This is a genomic window from Bradyrhizobium sp. 187 (genome assembly GCF_023101005.1).
Classification (GTDB): domain Bacteria; phylum Pseudomonadota; class Alphaproteobacteria; order Rhizobiales; family Xanthobacteraceae; genus Bradyrhizobium; species Bradyrhizobium canariense_D.
Map to the genome: position 1 here is coordinate 5662860 of NZ_CP064693.1, position 26901 is coordinate 5689760.

General features: G+C 60.9%; 26 protein-coding genes and 1 pseudogene. 15 read left to right on the forward strand and 12 right to left on the reverse strand.

The features are described 5' to 3' along the window. The first annotated feature begins 73 nt into the window (after positions 1-73). The 11 genes from IVB19_RS27420 (at position 74) to IVB19_RS27470 (ending at position 9042) form a co-directional block, all read left to right on the forward strand. Positions 74-727 (forward strand): BON domain-containing protein, encoded by a 654-nt coding sequence (locus IVB19_RS27420; RefSeq protein WP_247820170.1) that lies wholly within the window; start codon positions 74-76, stop codon positions 725-727. 39 nt (positions 728-766) lie between these two features. Then, positions 767-1252, forward strand: a complete 486-nt coding sequence (locus tag IVB19_RS27425; protein WP_247820171.1) for an Hsp20/alpha crystallin family protein — start codon at positions 767-769, stop codon at positions 1250-1252. Positions 1253-1380: 128 nt separating this feature from the next. Next, positions 1381-3294: a molecular chaperone DnaK gene (gene dnaK / locus IVB19_RS27430; RefSeq protein WP_247820172.1), complete on the forward strand. Its 1914-nt coding sequence runs from the start codon at positions 1381-1383 to the stop codon at positions 3292-3294. 40 nt (positions 3295-3334) lie between these two features. After that, entirely contained in the window at positions 3335-3877 is a 543-nt protein-coding gene (locus tag IVB19_RS27435; protein WP_247820173.1) for a nucleotide exchange factor GrpE, read from the forward strand. Positions 3878-3920: 43 nt separating this feature from the next. Next, the gene (locus tag IVB19_RS27440; RefSeq protein WP_247820174.1) at positions 3921-4832 is read left to right on the forward strand and encodes a DnaJ C-terminal domain-containing protein; all 912 of its coding nucleotides are present in this window, start codon (positions 3921-3923) and stop codon (positions 4830-4832) included. Between the two features lie 2 nt (positions 4833-4834). Continuing rightward, positions 4835-5113 (forward strand): chaperone modulator CbpM, encoded by a 279-nt coding sequence (locus IVB19_RS27445; protein WP_247820175.1) that lies wholly within the window; start codon positions 4835-4837, stop codon positions 5111-5113. A gap of 117 nt (positions 5114-5230) precedes the next feature. Continuing rightward, a complete protein-coding gene (locus IVB19_RS27450; RefSeq protein WP_247820176.1) occupies positions 5231-5890 on the forward strand; it encodes a DUF6894 family protein in 660 nt (219 codons plus the stop codon). 231 nt (positions 5891-6121) lie between these two features. Beyond that, on the forward strand, positions 6122-7333 hold the full coding sequence (locus IVB19_RS27455; RefSeq protein WP_256474566.1) for an alkene reductase: 1212 nt from the start codon (positions 6122-6124) through the stop codon (positions 7331-7333). Between the two features lie 22 nt (positions 7334-7355). Further along, a complete protein-coding gene (locus IVB19_RS27460; protein ID WP_247820178.1) occupies positions 7356-8087 on the forward strand; it encodes a type 1 glutamine amidotransferase domain-containing protein in 732 nt (243 codons plus the stop codon). A gap of 91 nt (positions 8088-8178) precedes the next feature. Further along, the gene (locus IVB19_RS27465; protein WP_247820179.1) at positions 8179-8469 is read left to right on the forward strand and encodes a hypothetical protein; all 291 of its coding nucleotides are present in this window, start codon (positions 8179-8181) and stop codon (positions 8467-8469) included. A 162-nt stretch (positions 8470-8631) separates the two neighbouring features. Continuing rightward, entirely contained in the window at positions 8632-9042 is a 411-nt protein-coding gene (locus IVB19_RS27470; protein ID WP_247820180.1) for a hypothetical protein, read from the forward strand. A gap of 6 nt (positions 9043-9048) precedes the next feature. On the opposite strand, the gene IVB19_RS27475 is transcribed toward IVB19_RS27470, so the two are convergent. From IVB19_RS27475 to IVB19_RS27530, 12 genes and pseudogenes are all read right to left on the reverse strand, one after another. Beyond that, on the reverse strand, positions 9049-9357 hold the full coding sequence (locus IVB19_RS27475) for a Bax inhibitor-1 family protein (RefSeq protein ID WP_247820181.1): 309 nt from the start codon (positions 9355-9357) through the stop codon (positions 9049-9051). Between the two features lie 216 nt (positions 9358-9573). Then, a complete protein-coding gene (locus IVB19_RS27480) occupies positions 9574-9996 on the reverse strand; it encodes a hypothetical protein (protein WP_247820182.1) in 423 nt (140 codons plus the stop codon). A 910-nt stretch (positions 9997-10906) separates the two neighbouring features. Next, positions 10907-11368 carry a thioredoxin TrxC gene (gene trxC / locus IVB19_RS27485; protein ID WP_247820183.1) on the reverse strand — a complete coding sequence of 154 codons (462 nt, stop codon included), beginning with the start codon at positions 11366-11368 and terminating at the stop codon, positions 10907-10909. 18 nt (positions 11369-11386) lie between these two features. Next, positions 11387-12232, reverse strand: a complete 846-nt coding sequence (locus IVB19_RS27490; RefSeq protein ID WP_524536766.1) for an aldo/keto reductase — start codon at positions 12230-12232, stop codon at positions 11387-11389. A 156-nt stretch (positions 12233-12388) separates the two neighbouring features. After that, positions 12389-12922, reverse strand: coding sequence for a DUF1931 family protein (locus tag IVB19_RS27495; RefSeq protein WP_247821712.1), 534 nt, complete (start codon positions 12920-12922; stop codon positions 12389-12391). 153 nt (positions 12923-13075) lie between these two features. Then, complete coding sequence (locus IVB19_RS27500; protein WP_247820184.1) at positions 13076-14830, reverse strand: FAD-dependent oxidoreductase; 1755 nt, start codon at positions 14828-14830, stop codon at positions 13076-13078. 12 nt (positions 14831-14842) lie between these two features. Continuing rightward, complete coding sequence (locus IVB19_RS27505; protein ID WP_247820190.1) at positions 14843-15358, reverse strand: aldehyde dehydrogenase family protein; 516 nt, start codon at positions 15356-15358, stop codon at positions 14843-14845. A 91-nt stretch (positions 15359-15449) separates the two neighbouring features. Next, positions 15450-16424 (reverse strand): annotated as a pseudogene (locus IVB19_RS27510) (aldehyde dehydrogenase family protein); the annotation flags it as partial. 163 nt (positions 16425-16587) lie between these two features. Next, positions 16588-16896: a UBP-type zinc finger domain-containing protein gene (locus tag IVB19_RS27515; RefSeq protein WP_247821713.1), complete on the reverse strand. Its 309-nt coding sequence runs from the start codon at positions 16894-16896 to the stop codon at positions 16588-16590. A gap of 132 nt (positions 16897-17028) precedes the next feature. After that, positions 17029-19668: an ATP-dependent chaperone ClpB gene (clpB, locus tag IVB19_RS27520; protein WP_247820192.1), complete on the reverse strand. Its 2640-nt coding sequence runs from the start codon at positions 19666-19668 to the stop codon at positions 17029-17031. Between the two features lie 276 nt (positions 19669-19944). Then, positions 19945-20592 (reverse strand): MEDS domain-containing protein, encoded by a 648-nt coding sequence (locus IVB19_RS27525; protein WP_247820193.1) that lies wholly within the window; start codon positions 20590-20592, stop codon positions 19945-19947. A gap of 1 nt (position 20593) precedes the next feature. Continuing rightward, positions 20594-21184 carry a GAF domain-containing protein gene (locus IVB19_RS27530; RefSeq protein ID WP_247820194.1) on the reverse strand — a complete coding sequence of 197 codons (591 nt, stop codon included), beginning with the start codon at positions 21182-21184 and terminating at the stop codon, positions 20594-20596. Positions 21185-21544: 360 nt separating this feature from the next. Here IVB19_RS27530 and IVB19_RS40275 point away from each other — a divergent pair, with 360 nt between their 5' ends. The 4 genes from IVB19_RS40275 to IVB19_RS27545 all read left to right on the forward strand — a co-directional run bounded on the left by IVB19_RS40275 (position 21545) and on the right by IVB19_RS27545 (position 26880). Next, positions 21545-21676: a hypothetical protein gene (locus IVB19_RS40275; RefSeq protein ID WP_256474567.1), complete on the forward strand. Its 132-nt coding sequence runs from the start codon at positions 21545-21547 to the stop codon at positions 21674-21676. 45 nt (positions 21677-21721) lie between these two features. Next, on the forward strand, positions 21722-23422 hold the full coding sequence (locus tag IVB19_RS27535) for a sensor histidine kinase (RefSeq protein ID WP_247820195.1): 1701 nt from the start codon (positions 21722-21724) through the stop codon (positions 23420-23422). An 11-nt stretch (positions 23423-23433) separates the two neighbouring features. Beyond that, positions 23434-24051 carry a response regulator transcription factor gene (locus IVB19_RS27540; RefSeq protein ID WP_247820197.1) on the forward strand — a complete coding sequence of 206 codons (618 nt, stop codon included), beginning with the start codon at positions 23434-23436 and terminating at the stop codon, positions 24049-24051. A 1176-nt stretch (positions 24052-25227) separates the two neighbouring features. Beyond that, entirely contained in the window at positions 25228-26880 is a 1653-nt protein-coding gene (locus IVB19_RS27545; protein WP_524536767.1) for a VTT domain-containing protein, read from the forward strand. Positions 26881-26901 lie beyond the last annotated feature (21 nt).

Genomic DNA, 26901 nt, shown 5'->3' on the forward strand with positions numbered 1-26901 from the left:
ACGCGTAAATTGCCCCTATCGGCGATGACGGAGCCGCGCCGGGAATACCACTCGCAAATGCCAGGAGCCAGTCATGAAGTCAGACAGCGAGATCGAACGTGATGTCCGTGACGAACTGAAATGGGATCCCGACCTCGATGCCAGTGACATTGCCGTTTCGGTCAAGGACGGCGTTGTCACGCTTGCAGGTTTCACGCACAGCTACGCCGACCGGCTTGAGGCCGAGTCCGCGGCGAAGCGCGTAGCGGGCGTTCGCGCCATAGCCAATGACATCGAGGTCCGGCTGCCATCGATCGATCAGCGCCCGGATCCTGATATCGCACGCGACGCGGTCACCGCGCTCAAGTCGGAGCTTCCGATCTCTCACGACAAGATCAAGGCAACCGTCAGGGACGGCTGGATCACGCTCGAAGGTTCCGCCGAATGGCAATATCAAAAATCCGCCGCTGAAAACGCGGTCCGCAAGGTCAAAGGCGTCAAGGGCGTCATAAACGTGATCACGGTCAAGCCGAAAGTCCAGCCCTCCGAGCTCAAGCAGAAGATTCAGGACGCGTTCAAGCGAAACGCGGAAGTCGACGCCAACCGGATCCAGGTCGAGGCTAACGGCAGCGAAGTGGTCCTCAAGGGAACGGTACGCTCCTGGATCGAACGCGAAGAGGCCGAGCGCGTCGCCTGGTCGGCGCCCGGCGTGAGCAGGGTCGACGATCGCATCGTCGTGAGCCCCTAGAGCCCAGAGTTGCATCGCAAGCTGAAAAAGGAGAATTCAATGAGGTTACGATCACTCGTCCCGTCTCGTGATGCAGGAATGCTGATGCGGCCCGACTTCGGCCTGTTCGGCCTGCACCGGGAAATCGACCGCCTGTTCAGCGAGTTTTCGCAGGGCTTGAGCCCCAACGGACAGCAGCTCGTACCGAACATCGAAATCGCGGAAACAGACAAAGCCATCGAAGTCACCGCCGAAATGCCGGGGCTCGAGCGCAAGGACGTCGACATCTCCATCGAGGACGATACGCTCACCATTCGCGGCGAGAAGAAGGTGGAGCAGAGCGCGGACGGCGGCAAGGACAAGAGCGACAAGAATGTCCAGCATAGCGAACGCAGCTATGGCGTGTTCCTTCGCGTGCTGCAGCTGCCACCTGGCATCGATCCCTCGTCCGTCCAGGCGACGATGACCAACGGCGTCCTCAAGATCACGATTCCAAAGCCCGCAAAGCCGGAACCGAAGAAGATCGAAGTCAAGGAAGCTGCTTGACCGTCGGCGCGGCGAGACGCCAGAGCCCTTTATCTCCTCACAGCCCGGCTCGAAGCGTCTCGCCTCCCATCCCAAAACTCTAGGACGGTGCCGCCGTCCGCCGCATTCGAATCCGAAGGAATCTGATCATGGCAAAAGCAATCGGCATCGATCTCGGAACCACCAACTCGTGCGTGTCCGTAATGGAAGGCAGCAAAGCCAGGGTCATTGAGAATGCCGAAGGCGGGCGCACCACGCCCTCCATGGTTGCCTTCACGGACGATGGCGAAGTCCTGGTCGGGCAGCCGGCCAAGCGTCAAAGTATCACCAACCCCGAGAACACGATCTACGCGATCAAGCGCCTGATCGGCCGGCGTTACGACGACCCGATCACGGCGAAGGACAAGACCATGGTGCCGTACCACATCGTGCGCGGCGACAATGGCGACGCCTGGGTCGACGTCCGGGGTAAGAAGTACAGTCCGAGCCAGATCAGCGCTTTCATCCTCACCAAGATGAAGGAAACCGCGGAAGCCACTCTTGGCGGCGCCGTCACTCAGGCCGTCATCACCGTGCCCGCCTATTTCAACGACGCGCAGCGCCAGGCAACCAAGGACGCCGGCCGGATCGCCGGGCTGGAAGTCCTGCGCATCATCAATGAGCCAACTGCGGCCGCCCTGGCCTACGGCCTCGACAAGAAAGGCAGTGGCAAGATCGTGGTCTATGACCTCGGTGGCGGCACATTCGATGTCTCGATCCTAGAGGTCGGCGATGGCGTGTTCGAGGTGAAATCAACCAATGGCGACACCTTTCTCGGTGGAGAGGATTTCGACAAGCGGATCATCGACTATCTGGCGGACGAGTTTCGCAAGGAAAACGGAATCGACCTCCGCAAAGATCGCCTCGCCCTGCAACGGCTCAAGGATGCGGCCGAGAAGGCCAAGATCGAACTCTCCAGCGCCACCCAGACCGACGTCAATCTGCCCTTCATCACCGCAGATCAGGCCGGACCGAAACATCTCAATATCAAGCTGTCGCGCGCCAAGCTCGAAGCGCTCGTCGATGATCTGATCCAGCGCACCATCGATCCCTGCAAGGCAGCGTTGAAGGACGCCGGCCTGCAGCCGTCGGATATCAACGAAGTCGTGCTGGTCGGCGGCCAGACCCGCATGCCAAAGGTTCAGGAGACCGTGCAGAAGCTGTTCGGGCGCGAACCTCACAAGGGCGTCAATCCCGATGAAGTGGTCGCGGTCGGTGCCGCGATCCAGGCCGGCGTTCTCCAAGGCGATGTCAAGGACGTCCTGCTGCTCGACGTGACACCCTTGTCATTGGGCCTCGAGACCCTTGGCGGCGTCATGACGAAGCTGATCGAGCGCAACACCACCATTCCGACCAAGAAGAGCCAGGTGTTCTCGACAGCGGAGGACAATCAAACCGCGGTCACGATCCGGGTCTTCCAGGGTGAGCGCGAGATGGCGGCGGACAACAAGCTGCTTGGACAGTTCGATCTAGTCGGGATCCCGCCGGCACCGCGGGGCGTGCCGCAGATCGAGGTGACCTTCGATATCGATGCCAATGGCATCGTTAACGTATCGGCCAAGGACAAGGCAAGTGGCAAGGAGCAGAGTATCCGGATCCAGGCCTCCGGCGGCCTGACCGAAGCGGACATCCAGAGGATGGTCAGGGAGGCCGAAGCCCATGCCGACGAGGACAAGCGGCGCAAGGAGCTCATCGAAACCCGCAACCAGGCCGACGCGGTGATCTACAGCACCGAGAAGGCCCTGAAGGAGTCTGACGGAAAGATCCCTGCCGACGTCAAGAGGGAGATCGAGCAGGCGATCGCCGAGGCAAAGCAACGGCTGGGCGCCGAGGACGTGACAGCGATCCAGCAGGCAACCCAGCGCTTGCAGCAATCGGCATCCAAGATCGGCGAAGCCTTGAACCGCGCAGCGTCCCAAGGCGGCGCTCCCGGCGGCAGACAGGCGGGATCGTCTGGCAGCGGCGAGGACGTCGTCGACGCGGAATTCGAAGAAGTCGATCCCGGCGATCGAAAGGCTTCTTGAAGCCTTCCAATCGGCCCGAACGCCACAGATGGAGCACGACATGGCTACCAAGACCATGGATGATGGGCTCGGCGAGCTTCCCGCGGGTGAGCGCAAGGAAAGCGACCAGCCGCAGGAGACCACCGCCGATCGCGACCGCCTGATGCGTGCGCTTGCGGACGCCGAGAACACGAGACGCGTCGCCGAGCGTCGCGTCCAAGACGCCAGGCAATATGCGATCGCCGACTTTGCCCGCGAACTGCTACAGGTCGCGGATAATCTGCGGCGAGCCATCGACACTGGCTCGCCGAACCCGGGAGCCAAGGACGACGACGGCCTGCTGGGCGGAGTCGTCGCCACCGATCGTATCCTGACACAGATCCTGAAGCGCTTCGGTGTCGAAGAAATCGAGGCTCTGAATCGGCCATTCGACCCGATGAAGCACGAAGCAGTTATGGAAACCGATCGGCCCGATCAGTCTCCCGGGAACGTCGTGGACGTTTTGGAGAACGGCTACATGCTTCACGACCGTCTCTTGCGGCCGGCCCGGGTCGTTGTAGCCAAATCGCCTAGATCACAATCGCCGTCACCCCCGCAACAATGAACGGCCCCCGCTCGGGCCGGCCGACGCATAACAGGAGCTGGTGTTGGCTGCAGACCCATATGCAACGCTGGGCGTCAAGAGAGACGCGACACAGGCTGACATCCAAAAGGCCTACCGGCGGCTCGCGAAGAAGCTGCACCCTGATCTCAACCCCGGCAACAAGACGGCAGAGGACAAATTCAAGGAACTCTCTGCCTCCTACAATCTGCTGAACGATCCGGACAAGCGCGCCCGCTTCGACCGCGGCGAGATCGATGCATCAGGTACCGAGCAGCAACCCCGGCGATACTACCGGGATTTCGCTGATCGGGATGGCGGGTCGGGCTACACCAGTGGTGCCGGCTTTGCCGATTTCAGTGACTTCGCAGGCAGCGATGACATTCTCTCCGAGATCTTTGGACGTGCCGGCCGCGCCACCCGGCGCGGACGCGGGGCTGACGTCCGATATCACCTCGAGCTCAACTTTCTCGATGCCGTCAACGGCGGCAAGCAATCCATTGTCCTGCCCGACGGGAGTACGCTCGAGGTCAACATTCCTCCTGGCACCAGCGACGGCCAGATTCTCCGCCTGAAGGGGAAGGGTCGTCGGGGCGCCGGAGACAGTCCGCCAGGCGACGCCCTGATCGAGATCAGTGTCCTGCCGCACCCCTACTTCGTCCGCAAAGGCGACGACATCCACCTGGACCTGCCGATCTCACTGAAAGAAAGCGTGCTGGGCGCAAAGCTCAAGGTACCAACCGTGAGTGGCGCCGTCGCGGTCTCCGTGCCAAAATGGTCGAGCTCGGGCCGGGTTCTTCGGATCAAGGGACGCGGCGTGCCGCGGGCCGATGGCAGCAGAGGGAACCAGTACGTCACGCTGAAACTGATTCTGCCGAAAAAGCCAGACCCGGATCTCGAACGGTTTGTGAGTGAGTGGCAGCCTTCTGATAGCCCAAGACAGTCGATGGGAGTGTGACAATGCAGCTCCAAGAATTCGCCGATCGATGTCACCTCGATTCCTCTACGATTGAAGCCTGGTTGGATGCAGAATGGCTGGTAGCGCATCGACCAGGGCATCCGTTTTCCGAGCAGGATCTCGCCCGTGCACACCTCATCCAGGATCTCAAGGGCGACCTGGGTGTCAACGACGAAGGTATCGCGCTGGTCCTGTATCTGCTGGATCAATTATATGGGCTACGCTGCCTGCTCCGGGACATCCAGGCCATGCGGAGTACGGCTTCCGAACGCTCCAATTGATGCGTTTGCGGGCTTCGCCAATCTTTTTGAACGCCAGGGATCATGCAGTCACTTCTCTCAACACTTCACGATGCAGCGATGTCACGGGATGCCTGGCCACAAGCGCTTCGAAGGCTGATGGATGAGGCGGGCGTGGCGGGTGCGGCGTTGATTGTCACGAATAAGACAACCGGTACGGTCGATGAAGCCCTCTTTTTCGGTCTCAGCGCCGAGTTCAAATCCCGCTACGTCGACCACTACGCCGCGCTCGATCCATACTCGCCACTGCTGGATGCACACTGGATAATGCTCTCCACATGCCTTCCAGAGGCACTTTTGCGGAGAAGCGAGTGGTACAACGAGTTCGTGTTGCGCTGCGGCGTTCGGGACATCCTGGGAACGCGGCTCACGGACACTGCGGGTCATTCCGTCATACTTGGCGTTCACCAGCGGATCGGACGTCATTTTTCTCAAGATGTTGAACCGCTGATCGCCACGATCACGGAACCCCTGAGGTATGCGGCGCGCTGCTATCTCGATCGCCTGAACGGAGGACAGCAAGTTGGGGATCCGCAAACGACGACACCCGCAGAAGGAGGCCGCTTCTTCTTTCATATTGAGAACGGAGCGAACTATCCCGACGAATGCGGAAGCGTTTTCCAATCGCCCCGCCACGCCGCGGAACAGGGACTGACCATTGCTCGTGAGTTGGCGCGGGATGGTGACTGGTCTGGCTTTTCTGTCGTTGTCACCGATGAACTAGGACGAACGATCACGCGCGTACCAATTGAATCTTGACCGTGAGCCGGGGGCCGGCGAACCAAGCCGCCATCTCAAGCCGGCCTCCTCCACGTCGATGGTCTCTGTCGCCTGCGCGACCACACCTCAATATTCTCCGACGTTAGGGCATTGACGATTGTCAGCGCGATGTACCAATCCGCCGCTAGATTACGGTGTAGAGATCCAGAGATCTTCGGACACTTCGATACTGAAGGCTTGAATCAGGTAACTCCTTCGACGTGAGGCAATATGGTCACCGCTACAACGCACGTCCGCGCGCTCCACGCGGTTCCAAATGGGAAAGCGACCCCCCTCTTCCAAGAATACCGGCTCGGGCCGTTCAGGCTGCCCCATCGAGTGGTCATGGCGCCATTGACCCGTTCAAGAGCACGACAGCCCGGCAATGTGCCGTCCCAGCTCGCGGCCTGTTACTATGCGCAGCGCGCGTCTGCCGCCCTGATCATAAGCGAAGCCACCCAGATCTCGATGCAAGGCCAGGGCTATGCCTGGACGCCGGGTATCCATAGCCGCGAACAAGTCGAAGCCTGGCGACAGGTCACGAAGGCTGTGCACGATGCTGATGGACTGATCTTCAACCAACTTTGGCACGTCGGCCGCATTTCACATCCGGCCCTGCAGCCGGACAACATGCTTCCCGTAGCGCCCTCGGCAATCACGCCCGCGGGCAAGGCCTTCATCGAAAACGAGCGGGGCGAGGGAGAACTGGTTCCATTTGTGCGTCCACGCGCGCTGACTTTTGAGGAGATGCCATACCTTATCAGACAGTATGAGCGCGCGGCGAGGAATGCGGAGGCCGCCGGGTTCGACGGCATCGAGATTCATGCGGCCAACGGCTACCTGATCGACCAGTTCATCGAGAGCAGCACCAACCGTCGCAGCGACGCCTATGGCGGCCCAGTTCAAAATCGGGCGCGTCTTCTGCTTGAAATCACGGAAGCCTTGATTCCCATTCTCGGGGCGGACAGGATCGGCGTCCGCCTCTCGCCTCTCGGCAAGATGAACGACATCAGCGACGACGCTCCGGAATCGACGTTCGCTTACATCGCCGAGCAACTCTCCGGCTATGGTTTGGCCTATCTGCACATCGTCAATCCGGCGCTCGAGCAGATGCAGAAGGGCGAGAAGCCGGAGCCTTACGCCCTCAGCATGGCTCGACTGATCCGGAATAAGTATCAGGGAACACTCATCGTGGCCGGGGGCTTCCACGCCGATAGCGCCACGCAATGGCTGCGCGATGGCCAGGCCGATTTGATCGCCTTCGGCCGCAAGTTCATCGCCAATCCCGACCTGCCTGAACGGCTGCGCGTCGGTGCGCCACTGAACGTGGACGACCCGACGACCTACTATGGTGGCGGCGAGAAAGGTTACACGGACTATCCTTCACTGGAACAGGACCGCGGCGAAAAGGCGAAAGCCTGTGTCGACCAGCGTTGGCGATAATGCAGCAGAGGAGCCGGTCCTCATGAGACTATTGATCGTCCTCACGTCGCACAGCCAGCTCGGAAACACCGGAAGGATGACCGGCTTCTGGTTTGAGGAATTCGCTGCACCATATTACATTTTCAGGAGCTCCGGGGCCGAGCCGACGCTTGCGTCTCCTAATGGAGGCTTGCCTCCAGTGGATCCCAGGAGTGAACGACCTAAGATGCAGACCGACGCGGCCATTCGGTTCCAGGCAGATGGTTACGCACAGGCCGAGCTCGCGAATACCAGAACATTGTCGAGTATTTCAGTCACCGATTATGCCGCTGTCTTCTATCCTGGCGGTCATGGCCTGTTATGGGATCTGGCCAATGACCCGCATTCGATCACAATCATCGAGACCTTATTTTACACGGGGCGTCCCGTCGCACTGGTTTGCCACGGGGCCGGCGCCTTGCGCTACACCAGGGCCGCGAATGGGCGGCCCCTCGACGCCGGCAAATCCGTCACCGGCTTTTCCAACGCCGAGGAGGTCGCGATGGAGCTGACTGAGGTTGTTCCCTTCCTGGTCGAGGACATCCTGAGGAATAACGGCGGCAACTATTCCAAGCACGACAAGTGGCAGCCTTACGCCGTGTCTGATGGCGATCTCATCACAGGACAGAATCCCGCGTCGTCGAACACCGTGGCCAATGCGCTGGTCGAACGGTTGCGGACTAGTCGCGCCAGCGGCAAGCGAGCTGATCGTGCTCCAAAGGGAAACTCGGCCTGACGATCTCGCGCAGTGAGAAACGGCGACATGACACGACGCGTCATGCCTCAACGAGCGCCTTCAAGCGACCGAACTTTTCCAGCGGAAGGAGTTGATCGAAGGCCGCGGCATTCCCTGCCGCGCCTCCTTCCGCTCTTCCGGCCGCTCCTACCCGGCGCGGATCGTCAGCGATCCCTCCTTCCGCGATTTCTTCTTATCTATTGACGGGTATCATGGTCGCAATTTGCGCCTTGCAGAAGAATATCAAAAGATTCAAACAGGCGCGAGCACCACCGATGGGCAGAATCTTCAGGTCAAATCATTGTCCGGAATGCGCGAAGATACTGTGCATGGTTCACAAGCGCGCCGCCGATGCCAAGCGCATAGGCGTCGCTTGCAGTGATCCGATGCAGCGGCGGGATATTTCGAACCTCCTCAACAGCGAATTGCAGCCGCCACGTGAATTCCCCTGGACACCGGCCGAGAGTGGGAGATCACAATAATCAGCGTGTCATTTATCGAAACCTCTGTCAGATACGCATCAATGCGCCAGATACACGCAGCCATGGACCATTTCCATCGCGGTGATTTCGAGTGCGCCGCGACCTTGGCCGCCGCTGCCTCCGGAATGCTGCCGGCTATCGACAATGCCACCCTGCCCGCGTCGGAAGCACGTTCAGCGCGCGCCGAGACCGTTGGTCACTGGCTCGCGCATGGCACGATCCTCGATCGGACCGGCAATCGTCGGCGGAAAGAGAGTATCGTTATACGAACGGCGGAGGTAGGGATTGCGATCCATGTGGCGATCACGAGGTTTGACGTCGCCTTTCCGGATCAGAAAACGCCTCAGATGATCAGCTTCCGGCGCGTGTATCAATTCTGCAAACCGCCCGAGCACGATGAGAAGTCGCGTCATTATCCCGCCCGCCGAATCAGTTCTGACGGCGCTGGCCGAACAATTGCAACAGCATCATGAAGAGATTTATGAAGTCGAGCTAGAGCGCCAGCGCCCCAGGATCGCGGTGCCCGCACTGATGCGTTCAAGCCCGAAGCTTAGAACGAGCACAAAGCCGAGGGGCGCCAGCATGACGAGCCAGAGCAGCGGTGTTCCGGCGATCGCCTGATAGAAGCCGGAAACAGCGGCAGCATAGGCGACGAGGGCGGTCAACATCAGCCCCGCTGACATATAGCCATAGATGCGCTGCATGTGCTGGCGGAGACCGGCTTCGATCCGAGCTTCCGGTGCCGTGCCGAATGTTGATCGTTGATCATTGGCGGCATAGCGGCTCATTACTCGTTCCTGCAAGTTCGTTTCAATGCTGTGGGCGCGATCACGTATGTCGTCTCGGTCATCTCGTTCCTCACGGTTCCGCTCATCGGGCGTGCAGAGCGCGTTCGCAACGGACCTGGTCGGCGGTATAAGATGGCGCATTGGGGTCGAAAGAAAACCACCCCGCCTTGCGATAGAGTTCGCTCCGCTCTGCAAGATCTACGGCGCCGCGGTTCATCAGCGCTCCGATGCGGGGACATCCTCCTGCGGCACTCGTGTGGTGACCAGCGTTCCGCCCCGCCGCACGACCTCGACAAAAACCTGCGCAGCTCCTTCGTTGATTCCCGCGTTCGTCAGCGCGCCCGGGAGGCCACCCGTGACTCCACCGATCGCAATGCTGCACAACATGGGCGCGAGGCAGCCCGCCCCGACCACAGGACCAACCCCGGGCACGGCAACTATTGTAATAAGGCCTGCGGTTGCGGCGGTCGCACTGATCGCCGTACTTTCAATCCCGGTGCCTGCATCGCTGTTTTCGCGCTGCCTGCGCAGTGGCACCGCGTCAGGCCTCGCCGGGCCACGATACCAGGCATCGCAGTTATTGGAAATCAGACCGGTGTCCGAAAGCGGAACGCCGGACACTTCCAATAAGAGGATCACGCGGTTGGCATGTCATAGGCATCGTAGAGGCGACAGATAGTGGTTAGCATGATGCAAACCCTTGCGAAGCCGGCATATCCCGCCGCTCCCCGTTTGTGGGTGCTGCACCTTCACATCGCCATAACTGTCATACTTTGACGGCTATCAACTAAAATCCCCAGAGTCAGCCCCATGCTGCGCAGCCCTCCGGAAAAGCACGCAGTACTTTTCGTGTAGAAGCAAACACTCGAGACAGGATATTCGCCGTCCAGTGGCAACCGTGGAAGGCGCCCAATAGCTGCAGGCACGCCTAGCGTTATTTGCTTACGCCGGAGTGATCTGGCCCGATCATCGTGCGGTGTTTGCCCCGCGCCGTGATATGCGGCCCCTGCCGGGAGCGTGCACGTGGCGTGGCGCCCTGGCATCTTCGTGGCATTGCCCGTCTTCTACGGAATCAACGGCGAAGGCGCCACAGAGACTTTGATCCTCGCGGTTTGGCGAGGCGTAACGCGAGGGCGCGATCAAGCGCTACGCAGACCGGGGGCGGGTAGGCTAAGGTGGGCTGGCTCCTTCTTCCTTCACGCTCTGCGCCGCCGCCAGCCAGTTCTGCCACATCGCCGGATCGACCGGAGACCCATCGGCCCATTTCAAGCCGGCAAGCAGAAACGCGATTTCCTCCTGGGGTTTGTCTACGCGACGCCAGACCGCCTCCACGAATGATGGCCAGACCAGTTATCCTTGACTTTCACTTTATCGACTAGGGCCATAGATGACGTTGACGCCTGTCAAAGCGCGTGCACGGGACCGAGATAGCCCCTTGGCGTGACATGATTTATGCAGTGGCACGTCGTCGCAAGCATCTGAAAGGGGGCGCCTGCTGTTCGGCGGCACCACGAGCCGGTCGCTGGCATAAGGCACCCTCTTCTGCAATTCATGAGGCTGCAGGCGCGGCTGAAGGCGCATGCTGGCGCAACCATTCGCGCAATGCCTCGACGCCCAGTGCGCCGGCGCGTCGAGCGACGACGTTACCTCCGTGGAACAGCATCAGGGTCGGAATGCTTCGAATGTTGTAGCGAGCCGACAGTTCCGCTTCCGCCTCGGTGTCAACCTTCAGGAAGCGAAGCTCGGGTTCGAACTCGCCGGCGGCGCGCTCGAATACGGGCGCCATCGCTTTGCAAGGCCCGCACCATGCCGCCCAAAAATCGACCACAACCGGAATATCGTTGCGCTGGATGTGAGTGGTGAAGCTGCGCGCGGAAACCGGCATCGGATGTCCAGTAAAGAGGTGCTGTCGACAGTGTCCGCATTTCGCTTGGCGCGCATCCCTCCGGGCCGGAATGCGGTTAATGCACGTGCAATGCGGGCAAACGATGTGGCGGTCCTCTTTGCTCATGGCTCAATGTCTCCCGAATCAGTGCGACGCCAGAGGTTGCTTGCGATCGGGCGGCGGAAAGGTTTCATCGAGCTCGGCCAGATCTTGAGGCGTTAGGCGAACGTCGAGTGCGCCACTGTTTTCGCGCACATGCTCCGGCTTGCCTGATTGCGGGATCGCACATACGCCATCCTGGCGCAGCACCCAGGCCAGCGCCACTTGTGCCGGTGTCGCGCCGAGACGCGCTGCAATCGCCTTGAGCGTGACGTGATGCAACACACGACCCTGCTCGATTGGCGAATAGGCCATGACCGGCAAGCCGCTGCGCTGGCACAAAGGCATGAGATCGTACTCGATGCCGCGGTGCGCGAGATTGTAGAGCACCTGATCGGTCGCGACATTTGCACCATTGGGCAAGTCGACCAGCTCCTGGATGTCGGCGACGTCGAAATTGCTGACGCCCCAGTTTCGGATCTTACCCGCGCCCACCAGGGTTTCGAAGGCATCGACGGTCTCTTCGAGCGGAACCGACCCCCGCCAATGCAGCAGATAGAGGTCGATCTCATCCACCCGCAGCCGAGCCAGACTGCGGTCGCAGGCCGCCACGGTGCCGTGCCGCGTGGCGTTCTGAGGTAGCACCTTGCTCACCAGAAAAATCTGGTCACGCCGTCCCTTGATCGCCTCGCCGACGAGACGCTCGGCACCACCGTCCGCATACATCTCAGCCGTATCGATCAGGGTCATGCCGAGATCGATGCCGAGACGCAGCGCGTTGACCTCCTTCGATCGATTCAGCGGATTCTCCGCCATGCGCCAAGTCCCTTGGCCGAGTTTGGGAATATGTTCACCTGAAGGAAGCACGATTGTCCGGGTGGTCTCCATCAGAGTCATAGGGGGCACTCCCTTGTCTTTCACAACAGGACTGATTTTCATGCATGCTCCGGCGTGACCGATATTGCAAAACTTGAACATCGCCCCTGCCGAGATCGATGGACGAGATCACCGGCAGATGACCCCGATATCGATGTTAGGTGCGACAGACTACAGCAGCAGCTCGAAGATCCGCGAGGCGAGTTCCCAGTGCCTGGTCTGCGGATTTTTCAAGTCCGGCTCGATGATCTTCAGTGCTCGTGCGACCGCGACGCCAAGCCCCCCGGCAAGGTCCGGCAGCATTGCTTCGGTCTCGTCGCTATAGGTGAATTGCAGCGGCGGCCGATGAGCGAGACGGTCGAGAATCGGCGCCAGCTCTATCGTTTCATCCATTTTTCTGAATTGCTCGATACATTCCTGGAGCCCGGCGGTGATCGGGAGATTCCAGGGCTCGATCAGGACGTCGCCGCCAGCTTTGGCATCGGCCTCGGCGCGCATTAGCAGCCGATAAATCCTGTGATCGATGAACTGCTCGTAGCGCTTGAGGTCGGCCTTGTCCAAGTTTAGACCAGCCGCCTCGCGAAATAGTCGCTGGAACTGCCGCACGCCCTCTGGGCGCGGCGGCGGCATCTTGTCAGGGGGAAGTTGCGCGATCATCGGACACGTTTGCCATTCTTCACCGCCAGTCGCATTGACAGGCGTCATATCCACGGAGTTCTTTCGCCTCCGGCCGCTTAGTGATCGTCGACGCTGCTACGCCATAGACATCGCTACAGCGGCCGGACAGGTGCGGGCGAGGCATGACATCGGGAGGCTCTCGCGAGCGGATAGGCCATCTCGACCGCTATCTCATCTCCATCATGCCGCGGCGGCCTGCACCGGCTCTCCGCTTCGGCTGGTCCGCGCCGTCTCGAGAAAGGCGTGAATCTGCTGCACAACGGTGGCTCCCTCGCCGATCGCCGCGCCAACGCGCTTGACGGATCCGAAACGCACATCACCCACTGCAAACACACCCACCACGTTCGACTCGAGCGATGCGGGCAGGCTTGCGCCGTCAGCCGATAGAAGGTCGTCAGGAGGTATGTCTGTGCCTGTTCGCACAAACCCCTTGCTGTCGCGGCTGACGTTGCAACCGCTCAGCCACTCTGTTGCGGGCTCCGCACCGATGAACATGAAGACGTTGCGAATCGTTTTCTCGACTTCCGCGTTGGTCCGCTTGTCGCGCCAGCGGACCCGATCGAGTTGGCCCTGCTCCTTACCCGACAACCCTACGATCTCGGTGCAGGTGAGCAACTCGATATTCGCTGTCGCTGCGATCCTGTCGATCAGATATTGCGACATACTCTCGGAGAGGCTGGGTCCCCGCACAAGCATCCACACTTTCTTGGCATAGCGGCTTAGAAACACAGCCGCTTGCCCCGCGGAGTTGCCTCCGCCGACCAGCGCCACCTCCTCGTTTCGGCATAGACGAGCTTCGATCGGCGAGGCCCAGTACCAGACTCCCCGCCCCTCAAAATGCTCCAAATTCGATATGTTTGGCCTACGATAGCGCGCGCCACTCGCGATCACTACGCTCAGCGCGGTGACGCTCCGACCGTCGGAGAGCTCGATCGCGAACGGATGGTGCTCGCAACGAAGGTTCGTGGCCGTCTCGGGGATGATCATCTCGACTCCGAACTTCTGTGCCTGCACATAGGCACGCCCGGCCAGCGCCTGGCCTGAAATTCCCGTCGGAAATCCCAGATAATTTTCGATACAGCTGCTGGCACCGGCCTGCCCCCCGAACGCCCGTGCGTCGAAGACGCCGACTGACAAACCCTCGGATGCCGCATACACGGCAGCCGCAAGTCCTCCTGGGCCGGCACCGACAATTGCTACGTCGTATCGGCGCCCTTCGAGATCCGGGGGTACCATCCCCAGGGCCCGCCCCAAGTCAGCTTCACTCGGATTTTTCAGGATTGCCCCGTTCGGACAGACCACCAGCGGCAATTCTTCCGACTTGCAAGGATAGTGCTTCAAAAATGCTTGCGCATCCGGATCCTTTGTGGGGTCGAGCACCTGGTGCGGATAGGCGTTGCGCGTTAAGAATTCCAGCAGACGCACCATTCCGGGATGGCCGTCGTGCCCGATGAGACAAGGGCCGCCGGCGCCGGCCTCGATAAGGAACACCCGTCGCAAAATAAGAGCGCGCATGATGCGCTCGCCGAGTTGAACATCGGCGATCAGCAAGGCGCGAAGTCTCGCCGGCAGAACAAGCAGCGCTTCAACGGGCTCGGTTGCACGCGCGTCGACCAGGGCGGGTCCACCGGAGAGTTGGGCGACTTCGGCGATGATTTCGCCTGCACCCAATTCCAGAATTTTCTCCGTCCGGCCAGGTCGGTTGCGAGCTTCGATGGATACCCGGCCAGAAATCATGACGAACATGCCCGCCGGACTCTCACCCGTCCGGAATAGATATTGATTGACGTCATAATGCTTTATCTCGCCGAACCGGCGCATGCGATCGATCTCGTCCGGCGCGAACTTGGGAAACATGTGCTCGTGGCGGGACTCAAGCATGCTGTTGCCGCTCGTCTGGAGACCGGCGACAACCGGGTTGGATAGGTCATCCATCCTATGCGCCTTTCAGAACCACGGCCCCTGCACGGCGGAAGCATTCCAGGGAAAACCCCGCGGCGCGTGCTGGGCGCTCAGCCACTGGTCCGTCGTAAAAGCCTCGATCGCCCAAGAGCCATTGAATCGGCCAATGCCGGAATTTTTCTCGCCGCCAAACGGACAGGTCGGCAAGTCAATGACGGGTTGATCATTGACATGAGCCATACCGACCTGCATTCGCTGGGCAAAGTGCACGCCCCGGTGCACATCGCGCGTGAATACGGCGCCGCTCAATCCAAAACTTGTTTCATTGGCCACAGCCAAGGCTTCTTCGGCACTGCCGACCCGGAGGATCGGCGCCACCGGGCCGAATATTTCTTCTGCGGCAAGCTCCATCCGGTTAGTGACGTTTACGAAGACATGCGGCGGCAACACGAGTCCGTCCGGCTCGCCTCCGAGCACCTGTTTGCAGCCGTCCTCGCCGGCGCGGCGAACGCGTTCCATCAGCTTGTGAAGCTGCGAGTTGTTGATGATCGGACCAATCATGGTATCGCCATCGCGGGGATCGCCGGTTTTCAATTTCGCCCACCCGCTCCGTAAAGCGCTCGACGAACGTGTGATAAACGGGCTCCTCGACAATGAGGCGGTTTATGGCGATGCAGATCTGGCCCTGGTGCAGAAACTTGCCGAACACTGCGGCCTCAACGGCCTGATCCAGGTCGGCATCCGCGAGCACAACGAAGGGAGCATTGCCACCGAGCTCCAGATCGACGCGCTTGATGATCGGGGCCTTCGCCGCAAGTTCCGCGATCCCGCGGCCGACCGGCGTCGAGCCGGTGAACGAAATGACCCGTGGAACGGGATGACTGACGAAAGCGTCGCCGATTTCGCTGCCGGCGCCGACAACGACGGTCAGGAGCTCCGCCGGCAGGCCGGCCTCCTCGTAGATTTTGGCCAACAACAATCCGCCTGTTACGGGCGTATCACTTGCCGGTTTCACCACAACGGCATTTCCTACCGCGAGCGCCGGCGCGACAGTGCGATTGCTCAGATGGAGCGGCCAGTTCCAAGGGCTGATCGCCCCGACCACTCCGACCGGCTTGCGCCGCATCTGATTTTCCTTGCCCGGAATGTCGGACGGAATGTAGCGGCCTTCGACGGCATGGGGCACCGAGCTCGCCCACAGCATGACCGTGTGAGTCACTTCCCACTCGAGGTTCGCCTTCAGTCGCGTGCTGCCGGATTCCTTGATCAGCCAATCGACGATTTCGCCACGGCGCACTTCCATCACGTCTGCCGCGCGGCGAAATACCTGCGCCCGCACAGCCGGTGATGAGGCGGCCCACTCCACCTGAGCCTTGGCACCCGCTGCAAACGCCGCATCAAGATCGTGACGATCGGCCTGCTTGATTTCGAGGAGGACATCGCCGGTAAACGGATTCGTGTCGACCAGCCTGTGCTCTGCCTTACCATGGCGCCAGTTCCCGGCGATCGGCAGCAGTTCGAACTGATCATAAGGTTGCGGATCTCTCGTTTGAGCTTTGGTGTCGTCCGATAGTCTGGCTTCGTGTCGGTCGGAACTACGGCTGGCACTGCGCGCGACCATGTCCATCTCCCTAGCAGGTTGGCTTTCTCACCTGACGATGACGCGTAGAGCGACGCTTCACCTTGACAGCCGTCAACGCAAACGCCGGAAAGCATCGTGCATCATCAACTGTCGCCTACGGTTCGCCCACGCGTTGGGGGCATCCGATTGGGCGGCGTGGTGCGGCGCATCAATAAAATCTTGGGATCGGACCTAGTTGCGGCGTCGGCCTGTCCGACAAGTCAAAGATCATTTCGTCGACATAACACCAGCCCCAGCCTTCGGGCGGATCATAAGCTTCGATGATTGGGTGACCGGTTGCACGAAAATGCTTCGTCGCGTGCCGATTGGGCGACTGATCACAGCAACCGACATGACCACAGGTTCGGCAGACGCGCAGGTGCAGCCATGGGTCGCCCAGTTGCAGGCATTCTTCACACCCAAGAGAACTGGGAACAACGTCATGAATTCCGGCCAAGTGCCTGCAACGCTGTGCCATGTCATCCTGCTCAATATCTTTCTGCTGCGTTCTGTCTGATCTCAATCCCCGCCCGTTGCAGAGCGAGCCGCCCCAGCCCTACCAGTTCTGATACTCCCGGCGCAGCACGCTAGCCGCGTCCAGGCAGACCGTTCATTGCAATCTCCGTTTCGGAGATGGCGCGTTGAATTGTGCTATTTCCGCCGTCTGCGGCGCCTTGCCGTTGAACGTCAGGACATTGCCTTCCGCCGAGATCGCGACCTTGTCGCCGTCCTTCACCTCGCCTGCGAGGATCATCTCGGCGAGCGGGTCCTGGACGTAACGCTGGATCACCCGCTTCAGCGGCCGCGCGCCGTAGGCGGGATCCCAGCCCTTGGCTGCGAGCCAATCCCTCGCGTCCGCATCGAGCGTGAGCGTGATCTTGCGATCGTCCAGCAGCTTTTCAAGCCGGGCGAACTGGATCTCGACAATGCGTCCCATCTCGCTGCGCTGCAGCCGGTGGAACAGGATGATCTCGTCGACACGGTTGAGGAATTCGGGGCGGAAATGCCCGCGCACCATCCCCATCACCTGCTCACGCACGGCAGCCGTGTCCTCGCCCTCCGGCTGGTTCACCAAGAACTCCGAACCGAGGTTCGAGGTCATGATGATCAGCGTGTTGCGGAAATCAACGGTGCGGCCCTGACCGTCGGTCAGCCGGCCGTCGTCGAGCACCTGCAGCAGCACGTTGAAGACATCGGGATGCGCCTTCTCGATCTCGTCGAACAGCACGACTTGGTAGGGCCGGCGCCGCACCGCGTCAGTAAGCGCGCCGCCCTCGTCATAGCCGACATAGCCGGGAGGCGCGCCGATCAGCCGCGAGACCGAGTGCTTCTCCATGTATTCGGACATGTCGAGGCGGACCATCGCGGTCTCGTCGTTGAAGAGGTACTCGGCGAGCGCCTTGGTCAGCTCGGTCTTGCCGACGCCGGTCGGCCCCAGGAACATGAACGAGCCCATCGGCCGGTTCGGGTCTTGCAGCCCTGCGCGAGAGCGGCGAACGGCGGTCGCGACCGCACGCACGGCCTCGGCCTGGCCAACGACGCGCTTACTCAGCGCCTCCTCCATCTTCAGAAGCTTGTCCTTCTCGCCCTCGAGCATCTTGTCGACGGGCACGCCAGTCCAGCGCGAGACCACCTGCGCGATGTGGTTGGCGGTGACCGCCTCCTCCACCGTGGCGCCCGCATTCTCGTTGGCCTCGATCTCGGCGAGCTGCTTCTCCAGCGCCGGAATCTTGCCATAGGCGAGCTCGCCGGCCTTCTGGAATTCGCCGCGCCGCTGCGCATTGGCAAGCTCGACGCGGAGCCCATCAAGCTCAGCTTTAAGCTTCTGGGCGTTGGAGAGCTTGTTCTTCTCCGCGCTCCAGCGCGCGGTCAGCGCCGCCGACCTCTCCTCGAGGTCCGCAAGCTCCTTCTCGAGCGATTGCAGCCGCGTCTTGGAGCCGAGATCGCTTTCCTTCTTCAGCGCCTCCTGCTCGATCTTGAGCCGGATGATTTCGCGGTCGAGTGAATCAAGCTCTTCGGGCTTGGAATCGACCTGCATCTTCAGCCGCGCCGCAGCCTCGTCCATGAGGTCGATGGCTTTGTCGGGCAGGAAACGGTCGGTGATGTAGCGGTTGGACAGCGTTGCGGACGCGACAAGCGCGGAATCAGTGATCCGCACGCCGTGATGCTGCTCGTACTTGTCCTTCAGGCCGCGCAGGATCGAGATGGTGTCCTCGACCGAGGGCTCGCTGACGAAGATCGGCTGGAAGCGCCGCGCCAGCGCGGCGTCCTTCTCGACGTGCTTCTGATACTCGTCGAGCGTGGTCGCGCCGATGCAGTGCAGCTCGCCGCGCGCCAGCGCCGGCTTCAGCAGGTTGGAGGCATCCATTGCGCCGTCGGCCTTGCCGGCGCCGATCAGCGTATGCATCTCGTCGATGAACAGGATGAAATTGCCCTCGCTCGCGGTGACCTCCTGGAGCACGGCCTTCAGGCGCTCCTCGAACTCGCCGCGGTACTTTGCGCCCGCGATCAGGGCGCCGAGGTCGAGCGACAGCAGCTTCTTGTCCTTGAGGCTCTCGGGCACGTCGCCATTGACGATGCGCAGCGCCAACCCTTCCGCAATGGCGGTCTTGCCGACGCCGGGCTCGCCGATCAGGACGGGATTGTTCTTGGTCCGGCGCGAGAGCACCTGGATGGTGCGGCGGATCTCCTCGTCGCGGCCGATGACCGGGTCGAGCTTGCCGTCGCGCGCGGCCTGGGTCAGGTCGCGGGCATATTTCTTCAGCGCGTCATAGGCGTTCTCGGCCGTCGCGGAATCCGCGGTGCGGCCCTTGCGCAGGGATTCGATCGCCGCATTTAGGTTCTGTGCGGTGACGCCGCCCTTGGCTAGCAGCTGGCCGGCCTCGCTGTTCCTGTCGATGGCGAGACCGAGCAGGAGACGCTCAACCGTGACAAAGCTGTCACCGGCCTTCTCGGCTGCCTTTTCAGCGGCGTCGAGGGCTCGCGCGAGTTCGGGTGCAAGATAGACCTGCCCGGCACCGCCACCGGAGACCTTTGGCACCTTGTTCAGGGCATCCTCGGTCGCCTTCAGGATTGCACGGGAATTGCCGCCGGCGCGGTCGATCAGACCGCCAGCAAGGCCCTCGCTGTCATCAAGCAGGACCTTCAGCAGATGCAGGGTGGAAAACTGCTGATGACCTTCGCGCATCGCCAGCGACTGCGCGGATTGGATGAAACCGCGCGAGCGCTCGGTATACCGTTCAATATTCATCATCGTCTTCCTTCGGCGATGCCGCTCCGCCTCCGAGTGCGATCAGCAAAAGGAGGGTACCGGTTTTGCGTTCCATCGCGATCAAGGTAGTGAAGATCCACCATCAATCGCCAAACCGCACGCCGTTCAGTGAATTATGCGAAAGGCGCGCATACGGCATGCTCTCTGGGTTTCCGCAAGCTCGCACTGACATTCGTCAACTCGCCAAGCGGCTTTCAGCGCCAACGCTGGCGCTCCACCGCTCTGCGACAAACATGGACTTGAAGCTTCGTCGGGCTATGCGCGATAAGACTGGCCTGGTCCGGTTCGCGACTGCACCTCGCGGATAAAATCATGCGGGCTCGTGAAGAACGAGTTCTCGATCAAGACGCCGCCGACGATGACCATAGGATGCGTTCGCAAAATATCGATGGCATGCGGCGCCGTCAGCAGATTGACGTCGAAGGTGCAAATCACCGGGTCGTCGTAATTCGGCAGAACGCTATTGAGTAGCATCTCGTATTCGGCCCATTCGATGCCGCTCTTCCAGTCGTCCACGGCCATTTCGGCGTGCGCGATCATCCGCGTCAACGGGAAGCCGAGCCCGGCGCCGGCCTTCAAGGCCTCCTGGATTAGGACGAGCATGGCGTCCTGGTCGAAGCGTCCGGTCTTGAGATAGGTGTCCTCCGGCAGCGCGACTTCGAGCTGACGGCTTTTCATCGTCTTCTCCACGTCGACGCCGGCGTTGCGCAACCAATTGAGGTGATCCTCCCTGTGCTGAGAAGGGAGGACATGAAACGCGCGCTGGCCGCAGTTGATGCCGTCGCAAATGAACGGCAGCAACGCGTCGTATTCCTCCACTGCCGAACTGAAGAACGCGCAGACATGCCGGTGCTCGCGCAGCATGGATCGTCTAAAAGGAATGGGCTCGGCAGTTGAATTCATGTCAGCCTCTTGGTTGAGCGTCCTCTGCGACCTGCTTGCCGTGAAAGTGCCGGCTCGGCACCAGGCCCTCTCGTTGCTCCAGGCTGTCCGCAACCTGGACGGCGAGCCGATCCAGCGGAGCATGATCGAACTCGCTCTCTATCTGCCGTTCGCGAAAGTGGGTTGTGAACACGCCCCAGAGGTGGCCGCTGCTGCTGATGAGCGGCGTCGATTGTACGGCAGCAATGCCGCCGGCACGCAGCATATCGAGTTCGCGCGTGCCCACAAACAGGTAGCTCGTTGAGACGTCCTCGACAAACGCGCGCATGCGCCGCATGAGCGCGACAGCGCATGTGGTGTTAGTGTCGCGGCGCACAACGCCGAAAAAAGCCAGGGCTTCGGTCGAGAATCCGCGGCTGGCAACAATTGTCAGGCAGTCAGCTCTTTCGTCGAAGCGCTGCACCGTGCCCATGTCGGCACCCGTTATGCCGATCGCGATATCGAGGACCTGCAGCAGGTCCGCGCCCACATCCTTGGAATTTCTCAGCCGCTGCAGGATGGCGTCGATTTGTTGCCCAGTTGCAGCGTCGAGCGGCTCCTTGAGGTTTGCCATGGCCTTTGCTTCCGCGGGCCGTGCCGCGGCAACATTGTCGCGGCTAAGATGCGGAAATGTAAGGGGAGATAGTGGCCAAGCAGATTAAGTAATTCTACGTAATCATTTATGCCTGCCGGCGAAATCCGACAATAATCAAAGCGCGTTTGCACGACATCTTGCTGGTCAGTCCCCGCGTGACCGCCCATTCCCGTCCAGTTGAGGTTTTTTTAAGAGGTTTGCCTGTCCCTTGGAAACGAAACTAAGGCTCGCTATTCCGGATCAGGAGAGCTAATAGTTCTCATCACTGAGAGACTTAATGGCTTCAGTGGCTGAGAGACGCTCCGGCGCTCCCGCCCAACCTGCACAGGGAGCCTCGTCATGTCTGAGTGCGCCAATCGCATTCTCAACGCGGTCCCGCAAAATTTCTTTGCGAGCATTGAGCCGCACCTCGAGCCGGTGAAGCTATCCTTTGCAGAGCTGGTCGTTGAAACCGATCAGTCGGCAGCATAGTGTACTTCCCCTTCATCGGTGTGGTTGTGGATTTGATCGGGCGACATGCCTTGGGTCAATATGCTTTCCGAGCCGCAAGAACTCAGGCGCTGCATCCGCGATCTCGTCGCGCTTTCGACGCTGCCGGCAATCTGGAAAGACTACGATACGCGGCAGATCGCCGACAGCGCGGCGGCCGCCTTGCTTTCGATGCTCAATGCCGACGTCATTTACGTGACTGTGCCGGGGCTGCGCGACGAGGCTGCGGCCGACGTGATGCGCACGAGCCAAGCGGTACCCGTCGGGTCGTCCGGTCACATTGAACGCATCCTCCGCGGCGCGTCGCGCGGAAGGCACCAGCAGATATCCGCAATCGACAACCCACTCGGGAAGGGAACGTTACGGATCGTGGCCGCGCCGATGGGCTTTGGCGGAGACGCCGGGATCGTCGCAGGTTCCGTCAATCCGCAATTTCCGAGCGAGACGGACCGGCTCCTTCTCGGAATTGCGGCGAACCACGCAACGCTCGCTATCGAACGCCGGCACGCGGAGGCCGAGCAACGGCGTTTGACGACCGTGATCGAACGGTCGTCCGAGTTCATTGGTTTCGCCGATCTAGAGGGCACGCCGCAATATCTCAATAGCGCGGCCTACGAACTCCTCGGCCTTTCAGGCATCGAGGAAGTGCAGCGGCTTAGCATCTTCGATTTCATGGCACCCTATGAGCGGACTCGGGCGCTTCACGAGGCGCTTCCAATGGTGATGAGAACCGGACGCTGGCTCGGGGAACTCCACCTCCGCCACTTCAGAACGGGGGAGATCATTCCATTCCTGGTCGATTGGTTCCGCATCGACGACAAGCGCACGGGCTGTCCTACGAACATGGCGACCGTCAGCCGCGATCTGAGGCCTCAGAAAAAGCTGGAGGGTGATCTTCGACGCCTCAACGGGTCGTTGGAGCAGCGGGTGACGGAACGGACATCGGAATTGGCGGAGGCGCTTGAGCGACTGACGATTGAAGCTGAGGAGCGCGCGCGCGCGGATGCCCGCGCGCAGAAGCTACAAGCGGAGCTCCATCATGCGTCGCGGCTGAGCGCCGCGGGTCAGATGGCCGGCGCGTTGGCGCATGAATTAAACCAGCCGCTGACCGCGCTGACCAATTTGGTCAACGCGGGGCGTCGGATGATGGCAAACGCGCCCTACAGAGTCGACCCTGTACGCGATGTCCTTGGCGAAGCCGCCGAGCAGGCCCTCCGCGCCGGCGAGATCATTCGGCGGCTGCGAGAGTTCGTTGCGCGCGGCGGGACGGACATGCGCATCGAAAACCTGCCGGACCTGATCCGTGAAGCCAGTCATCTTGCCTCGGCAGGAGCCGGACCCAATGGCGTGAAGGTCCGGCTGAGCTTCGATCCTCGCGCCAAGGCAGTGTTTGCAAACCGAATTCAACTACAGCAAGTGATGCTTAATCTGATACGCAATGCGCACGAGGCAATGGGGCAGAGCGAATGGCGCGAGTTGGAAGTGGTCACAGCGCGTCTCGATGACGAGTCGATTGAGATCGCTGTAGCAGATCGTGGCTCGGGCCTGCCAGACGATATTGTCGAACACCTCTTCGAGCCATTCCGCACCACGAAAGTCAATGGCATGGGACTGGGACTCTCGATCTCCCGCTCGATCGTCGAGACCCACCGCGGAAAGCTGGGATATGAGCCCAATTGCGGCGGCGGAGCAATCTTTCGTGTGACGCTGCCCGTCCCGCCGGAGTGATGAGCCCACCGATGGCCGCCGAACGGTTCATTTACGTTGTTGATGACGACCCGGCGATCTGCCGATCGTTGGAGCGGCTGCTGGACGCGGTCGGTTTCCAGGTGGAGTCGTATGCAACGCCAAAAACGTTCCTCGACGTCGCGGGCAGCTTACTCGCGGGCTGCGTCTTGCTGGATCTTCGTATGCAGGAGATGGACGGCTTCGAGGTTCATGCTCGCCTTCGGCTGATAAACCCGGACTTGCCGGTCATTGTGGTGACGGCTCAAGGCGACGTGCAGACCGCGGTCCGAGCGATGAAGGCCGGAGCGGTGGACTTCATTGAAAAGCCCTACAGCGACGACGCCCTGATAGCGGCGATTGAGTCCGCGCTGAAGACCAGCGCGGCGAAGGGCCGGACCGATGAAATTGCTGCGGCGGTAGCGTTGATCAATACGCTCAGTCCACGCGAGCGGCAGGTTCTTGAGGCGCTCGTGGCCGGGCAGCAAAACAAGGTCATCGCGTTCGATCTTGGTATCAGTGTGCGCACGGTCGAGGTTCACCGCTCACGTATGATGGACCGGTTGCGCGTGCATCAGTTCGCCGAGGCTGTCCGGCTTTTAGTCCTCGCGAGCTTTGCAGAGCGGGCGTGAGCGGATATCCGGAATCTCATCGATTCGATGCATTGGTAGCCAGCGGCGGCCGGGTCCCGATATCGATGGTGTGTCCGATGCCCATCAAGCCTGTCCTTCCACGCGCGTTTAAACTTGCGGCCCGCCATAGCAGGTTAGATCGGCCTTGGGTACGGGGCTTTCTTGAAGCCGTTTTATACTGGCGGAGAGGGAGGGATTCGTATCCCTCTTCCGGGGCTCAGCGCCCCTTTTTCATCGGCGGCGACCTACCGTTTAGGAAACTGTGTCACGCCATGGGAAATCAAGAGCTTATCTACCCGTGCTGCGCATCTGTTGCAGCCATTTTCCCCGCCCCCGGCTGGTCCGCGCCGAATGGCAAAAGCGACGTGCAATCGAGGATTGCTGCTCGACCGAGGTCGATTGAAACCGCTAACTCCGCAGGCTCAGCGGGACCTCTAACCACTCGTCGCGGCGACGCCATACCTCGCAGGCAGGTCGACCGTGAGAATTGATCAACGACCAGCTCGGATGTATCAATGAGACATCCCTCGCGTCGAAACATCGATCGGCCAAGTCTGGGAAATCAACGGGTTGCGCTGGATTTAGTAGCGGGAGACCGCTACAGCCCCAAACCCACTGTTTCGGACATCCTGTTTTCTTACGCCGCGGGTTCACATGGGCGCATCTCAAGTTCGCGTGCGGCCCGCTGCCGCCCATTCACGTCATTTCGTTCGCGCCGTCCTCAATCTCCTCGCGCTGCCGGAATACCAGCGCCTCTCTTCCCGCCGGATTCACGTCGAGAGGCCGTCTGCGACCGGAACGCATCAAGCCAAAAGGCCCCGGCGTAAGGCGAGAGCAACGGACAGGGCAATCGAGACCGCTCCAGGTTTGCGGCGTGCGTTCTCGAGATGAAACACGACGGTGCGTCGTCTTTCCCTGCGCCGCCCGTCAAAGCGGTTAGCCTAACTCGGCTCAACGGAACCGATTGGATGTGCAAGCGTTTCAGCTAGCGTCAGCCAACCGATACGCAGGTCACCTCTGCTTCGCACGTCTTCCATTCTCATCCCCGGCGATACTGTCTGGCGACGATGCAGAGCAGACCGCGTCGCGATCCTGAACGATGCTGCCGAATATTTTGCGGCACTGCGGGCCGCGCTGCTCCTCGCCGAGCGCGAGGTATACATAATCGGATGGGACATCCATAGCGAGACACATCTCGTGGGTCCCACCGGTCGCGTGAATGATGGCCTTCCGCCAATGCTTGGACCATTCCTGAAAGCGTTGATCGAGAAGAAGCCAAAGCTCGTTGTCAACGTTTTGGATTGGGACTTTGCTACTCTGTATGCCGCCGAGCGTGAATGGAATTCAGCGGAAAAATTCAGCTCCGGCACCGGTGGCCGCATTCGCTTTTGCCTTGATGACAGCCTGCCGCTTGGATCGGCGCAGCATCAAAAGATCGTCGTGATAGACGATCTCGTCGCCTTCATCGGAGGCCTGGATCTCACGGTGCGGCGCTGGGACACGAGCGAGCACGCCGCCAGCAATCCGCTTCGCCTCGATCACGAAGGAAAGCCCTACCCGCCATTTCACGACGTGCAATGCATGGTCGACAGCGATGCCGCGGCAGCGCTGGGCGAAGTCGTCCGGGCGAGATGGGGCGCCGCCGGTTGCGCCGGGCCGGACGCCCAGCGGCAGAGCGGCAATCGATGGCCGAACTTCGTCGCCGTCGACGGACGCGATCTCATGGTCGGCATCGCCAAGACCGCACCGCAAACCGCCGATCAACCCGGAATCACGGAAGTGTCGCGGTTGTTCGAAGCCTCGATCGCAACGGCCAACCGGCTGATCTACATCGAGAACCAATTCACCAGCGCCAACGAAATCGCGCTTGCTCTGGCGCGTCGCATGGCAATCGTGCCTTCGTTGAAAGTGCTGATCGTCGCGCCGCGGGAGCACTCGTCCTGGTTCGAATCGCAGGCTATGCAGGGAGGCCGGCTCAGCTTCATGTCTCCGTTCGTCGCCGCCGGCATAACCGAACGGCTGCGCATCCTCCATCCCACTACGGAGCAGCCCCAATTTGATGCCGCTGCCATCATGGTTCACAGCAAGGTCATGATCGTCGACGACGGCTTTCTTCGTGTTGGCTCGGCGAACCTCAATAACCGCTCGCTGGGGGCCGATTCCGAATGCGACCTCGCCTTTGAGGCAACCTGCGATGAGCACGAGACGTTCGTCCGCGGCGTACGGCATCGATTAATCGGCCACTTCCTCGGGCTTGAGGCGCGTGAGATCGCCTCCAATGAGCAGGACCTTCTGGGGTTCATCGACCGTCACCGATCGTCCGCGGCCGGCAAGAAGCTGGTGCCGATTGAAGAGGAAAACATCTCCACGCGCGCCATGACGGAGCTTGTGCAGCCGATCGCCGATCCCAGGAGGCCGCTCGAACTGCGGCGCACTGCGCGCCGGATGTGGACGGAACGGACAATGATCGCGGTCGCCGGCATTGCGCTGTCGCTCGTCGGACTGACGCTCGCATGGCAATACACGCCGCTCAATGCCTTCACGGAGGTCGGTTACGTTACCGGCGTCATCTCGCAAAATACACAGTGGAAATTCGCTCCGCTGTTTGCGATCGCAGCGTTCGTGCTGGGCGGGCTCGTCGTGTTTCCGGTCCTCGTTCTCATCGCCGCGACAGCGGCCGCGTTCGGCCCATGGCTCGGCATTGCGAGTTCCCTCGCCGGCGTGCTGCTGAGTGCATCGCTTCTGTTCATGATCGGCCGCTTCATGGGACACAAGCGGCTGCAATCGCTGATGGGCACGCGCGCTCTGCGATTCAGAATCGCATCGTAGGCAAGGGGGTGGTTGCCGTCG

Coding starts and splice junctions, on each gene's coding strand:
- IVB19_RS40275 (WP_256474567.1), top strand. CDS start 21,545: ATGTCTGAGTGCGCCAATCGCATTCTCAACGCGGTCCCGCAAAATTTC.
- IVB19_RS27495 (WP_247821712.1), bottom strand. CDS start 12,922: ATGACGCCTGTCAATGCGACTGGCGGTGAAGAATGGCAAACGTGTCCG.
- trxC (WP_247820183.1), bottom strand. CDS start 11,368: ATGAGCAAAGAGGACCGCCACATCGTTTGCCCGCATTGCACGTGCATT.
- clpB (WP_247820192.1), bottom strand. CDS start 19,668: ATGAATATTGAACGGTATACCGAGCGCTCGCGCGGTTTCATCCAATCC.
- IVB19_RS27500 (WP_247820184.1), bottom strand. CDS start 14,830: ATGGATGACCTATCCAACCCGGTTGTCGCCGGTCTCCAGACGAGCGGC.
- IVB19_RS27525 (WP_247820193.1), bottom strand. CDS start 20,592: ATGAATTCAACTGCCGAGCCCATTCCTTTTAGACGATCCATGCTGCGC.
- dnaK (WP_247820172.1), top strand. CDS start 1,381: ATGGCAAAAGCAATCGGCATCGATCTCGGAACCACCAACTCGTGCGTG.
- IVB19_RS27530 (WP_247820194.1), bottom strand. CDS start 21,184: ATGGCAAACCTCAAGGAGCCGCTCGACGCTGCAACTGGGCAACAAATC.
- IVB19_RS27450 (WP_247820176.1), top strand. CDS start 5,231: ATGGATGAGGCGGGCGTGGCGGGTGCGGCGTTGATTGTCACGAATAAG.
- IVB19_RS27540 (WP_247820197.1), top strand. CDS start 23,434: ATGGCCGCCGAACGGTTCATTTACGTTGTTGATGACGACCCGGCGATC.
- IVB19_RS27420 (WP_247820170.1), top strand. CDS start 74: ATGAAGTCAGACAGCGAGATCGAACGTGATGTCCGTGACGAACTGAAA.
- IVB19_RS27425 (WP_247820171.1), top strand. CDS start 767: ATGAGGTTACGATCACTCGTCCCGTCTCGTGATGCAGGAATGCTGATG.
- IVB19_RS27535 (WP_247820195.1), top strand. CDS start 21,722: ATGCCTTGGGTCAATATGCTTTCCGAGCCGCAAGAACTCAGGCGCTGC.
- IVB19_RS27505 (WP_247820190.1), bottom strand. CDS start 15,358: ATGATTGGTCCGATCATCAACAACTCGCAGCTTCACAAGCTGATGGAA.
- IVB19_RS27475 (WP_247820181.1), bottom strand. CDS start 9,357: ATGAGCCGCTATGCCGCCAATGATCAACGATCAACATTCGGCACGGCA.
- IVB19_RS27460 (WP_247820178.1), top strand. CDS start 7,356: ATGAGACTATTGATCGTCCTCACGTCGCACAGCCAGCTCGGAAACACC.
- IVB19_RS27515 (WP_247821713.1), bottom strand. CDS start 16,896: ATGGCACAGCGTTGCAGGCACTTGGCCGGAATTCATGACGTTGTTCCC.
- IVB19_RS27455 (WP_256474566.1), top strand. CDS start 6,122: ATGGTCACCGCTACAACGCACGTCCGCGCGCTCCACGCGGTTCCAAAT.
- IVB19_RS27445 (WP_247820175.1), top strand. CDS start 4,835: ATGCAGCTCCAAGAATTCGCCGATCGATGTCACCTCGATTCCTCTACG.
- IVB19_RS27435 (WP_247820173.1), top strand. CDS start 3,335: ATGGCTACCAAGACCATGGATGATGGGCTCGGCGAGCTTCCCGCGGGT.
- IVB19_RS27470 (WP_247820180.1), top strand. CDS start 8,632: ATGGACCATTTCCATCGCGGTGATTTCGAGTGCGCCGCGACCTTGGCC.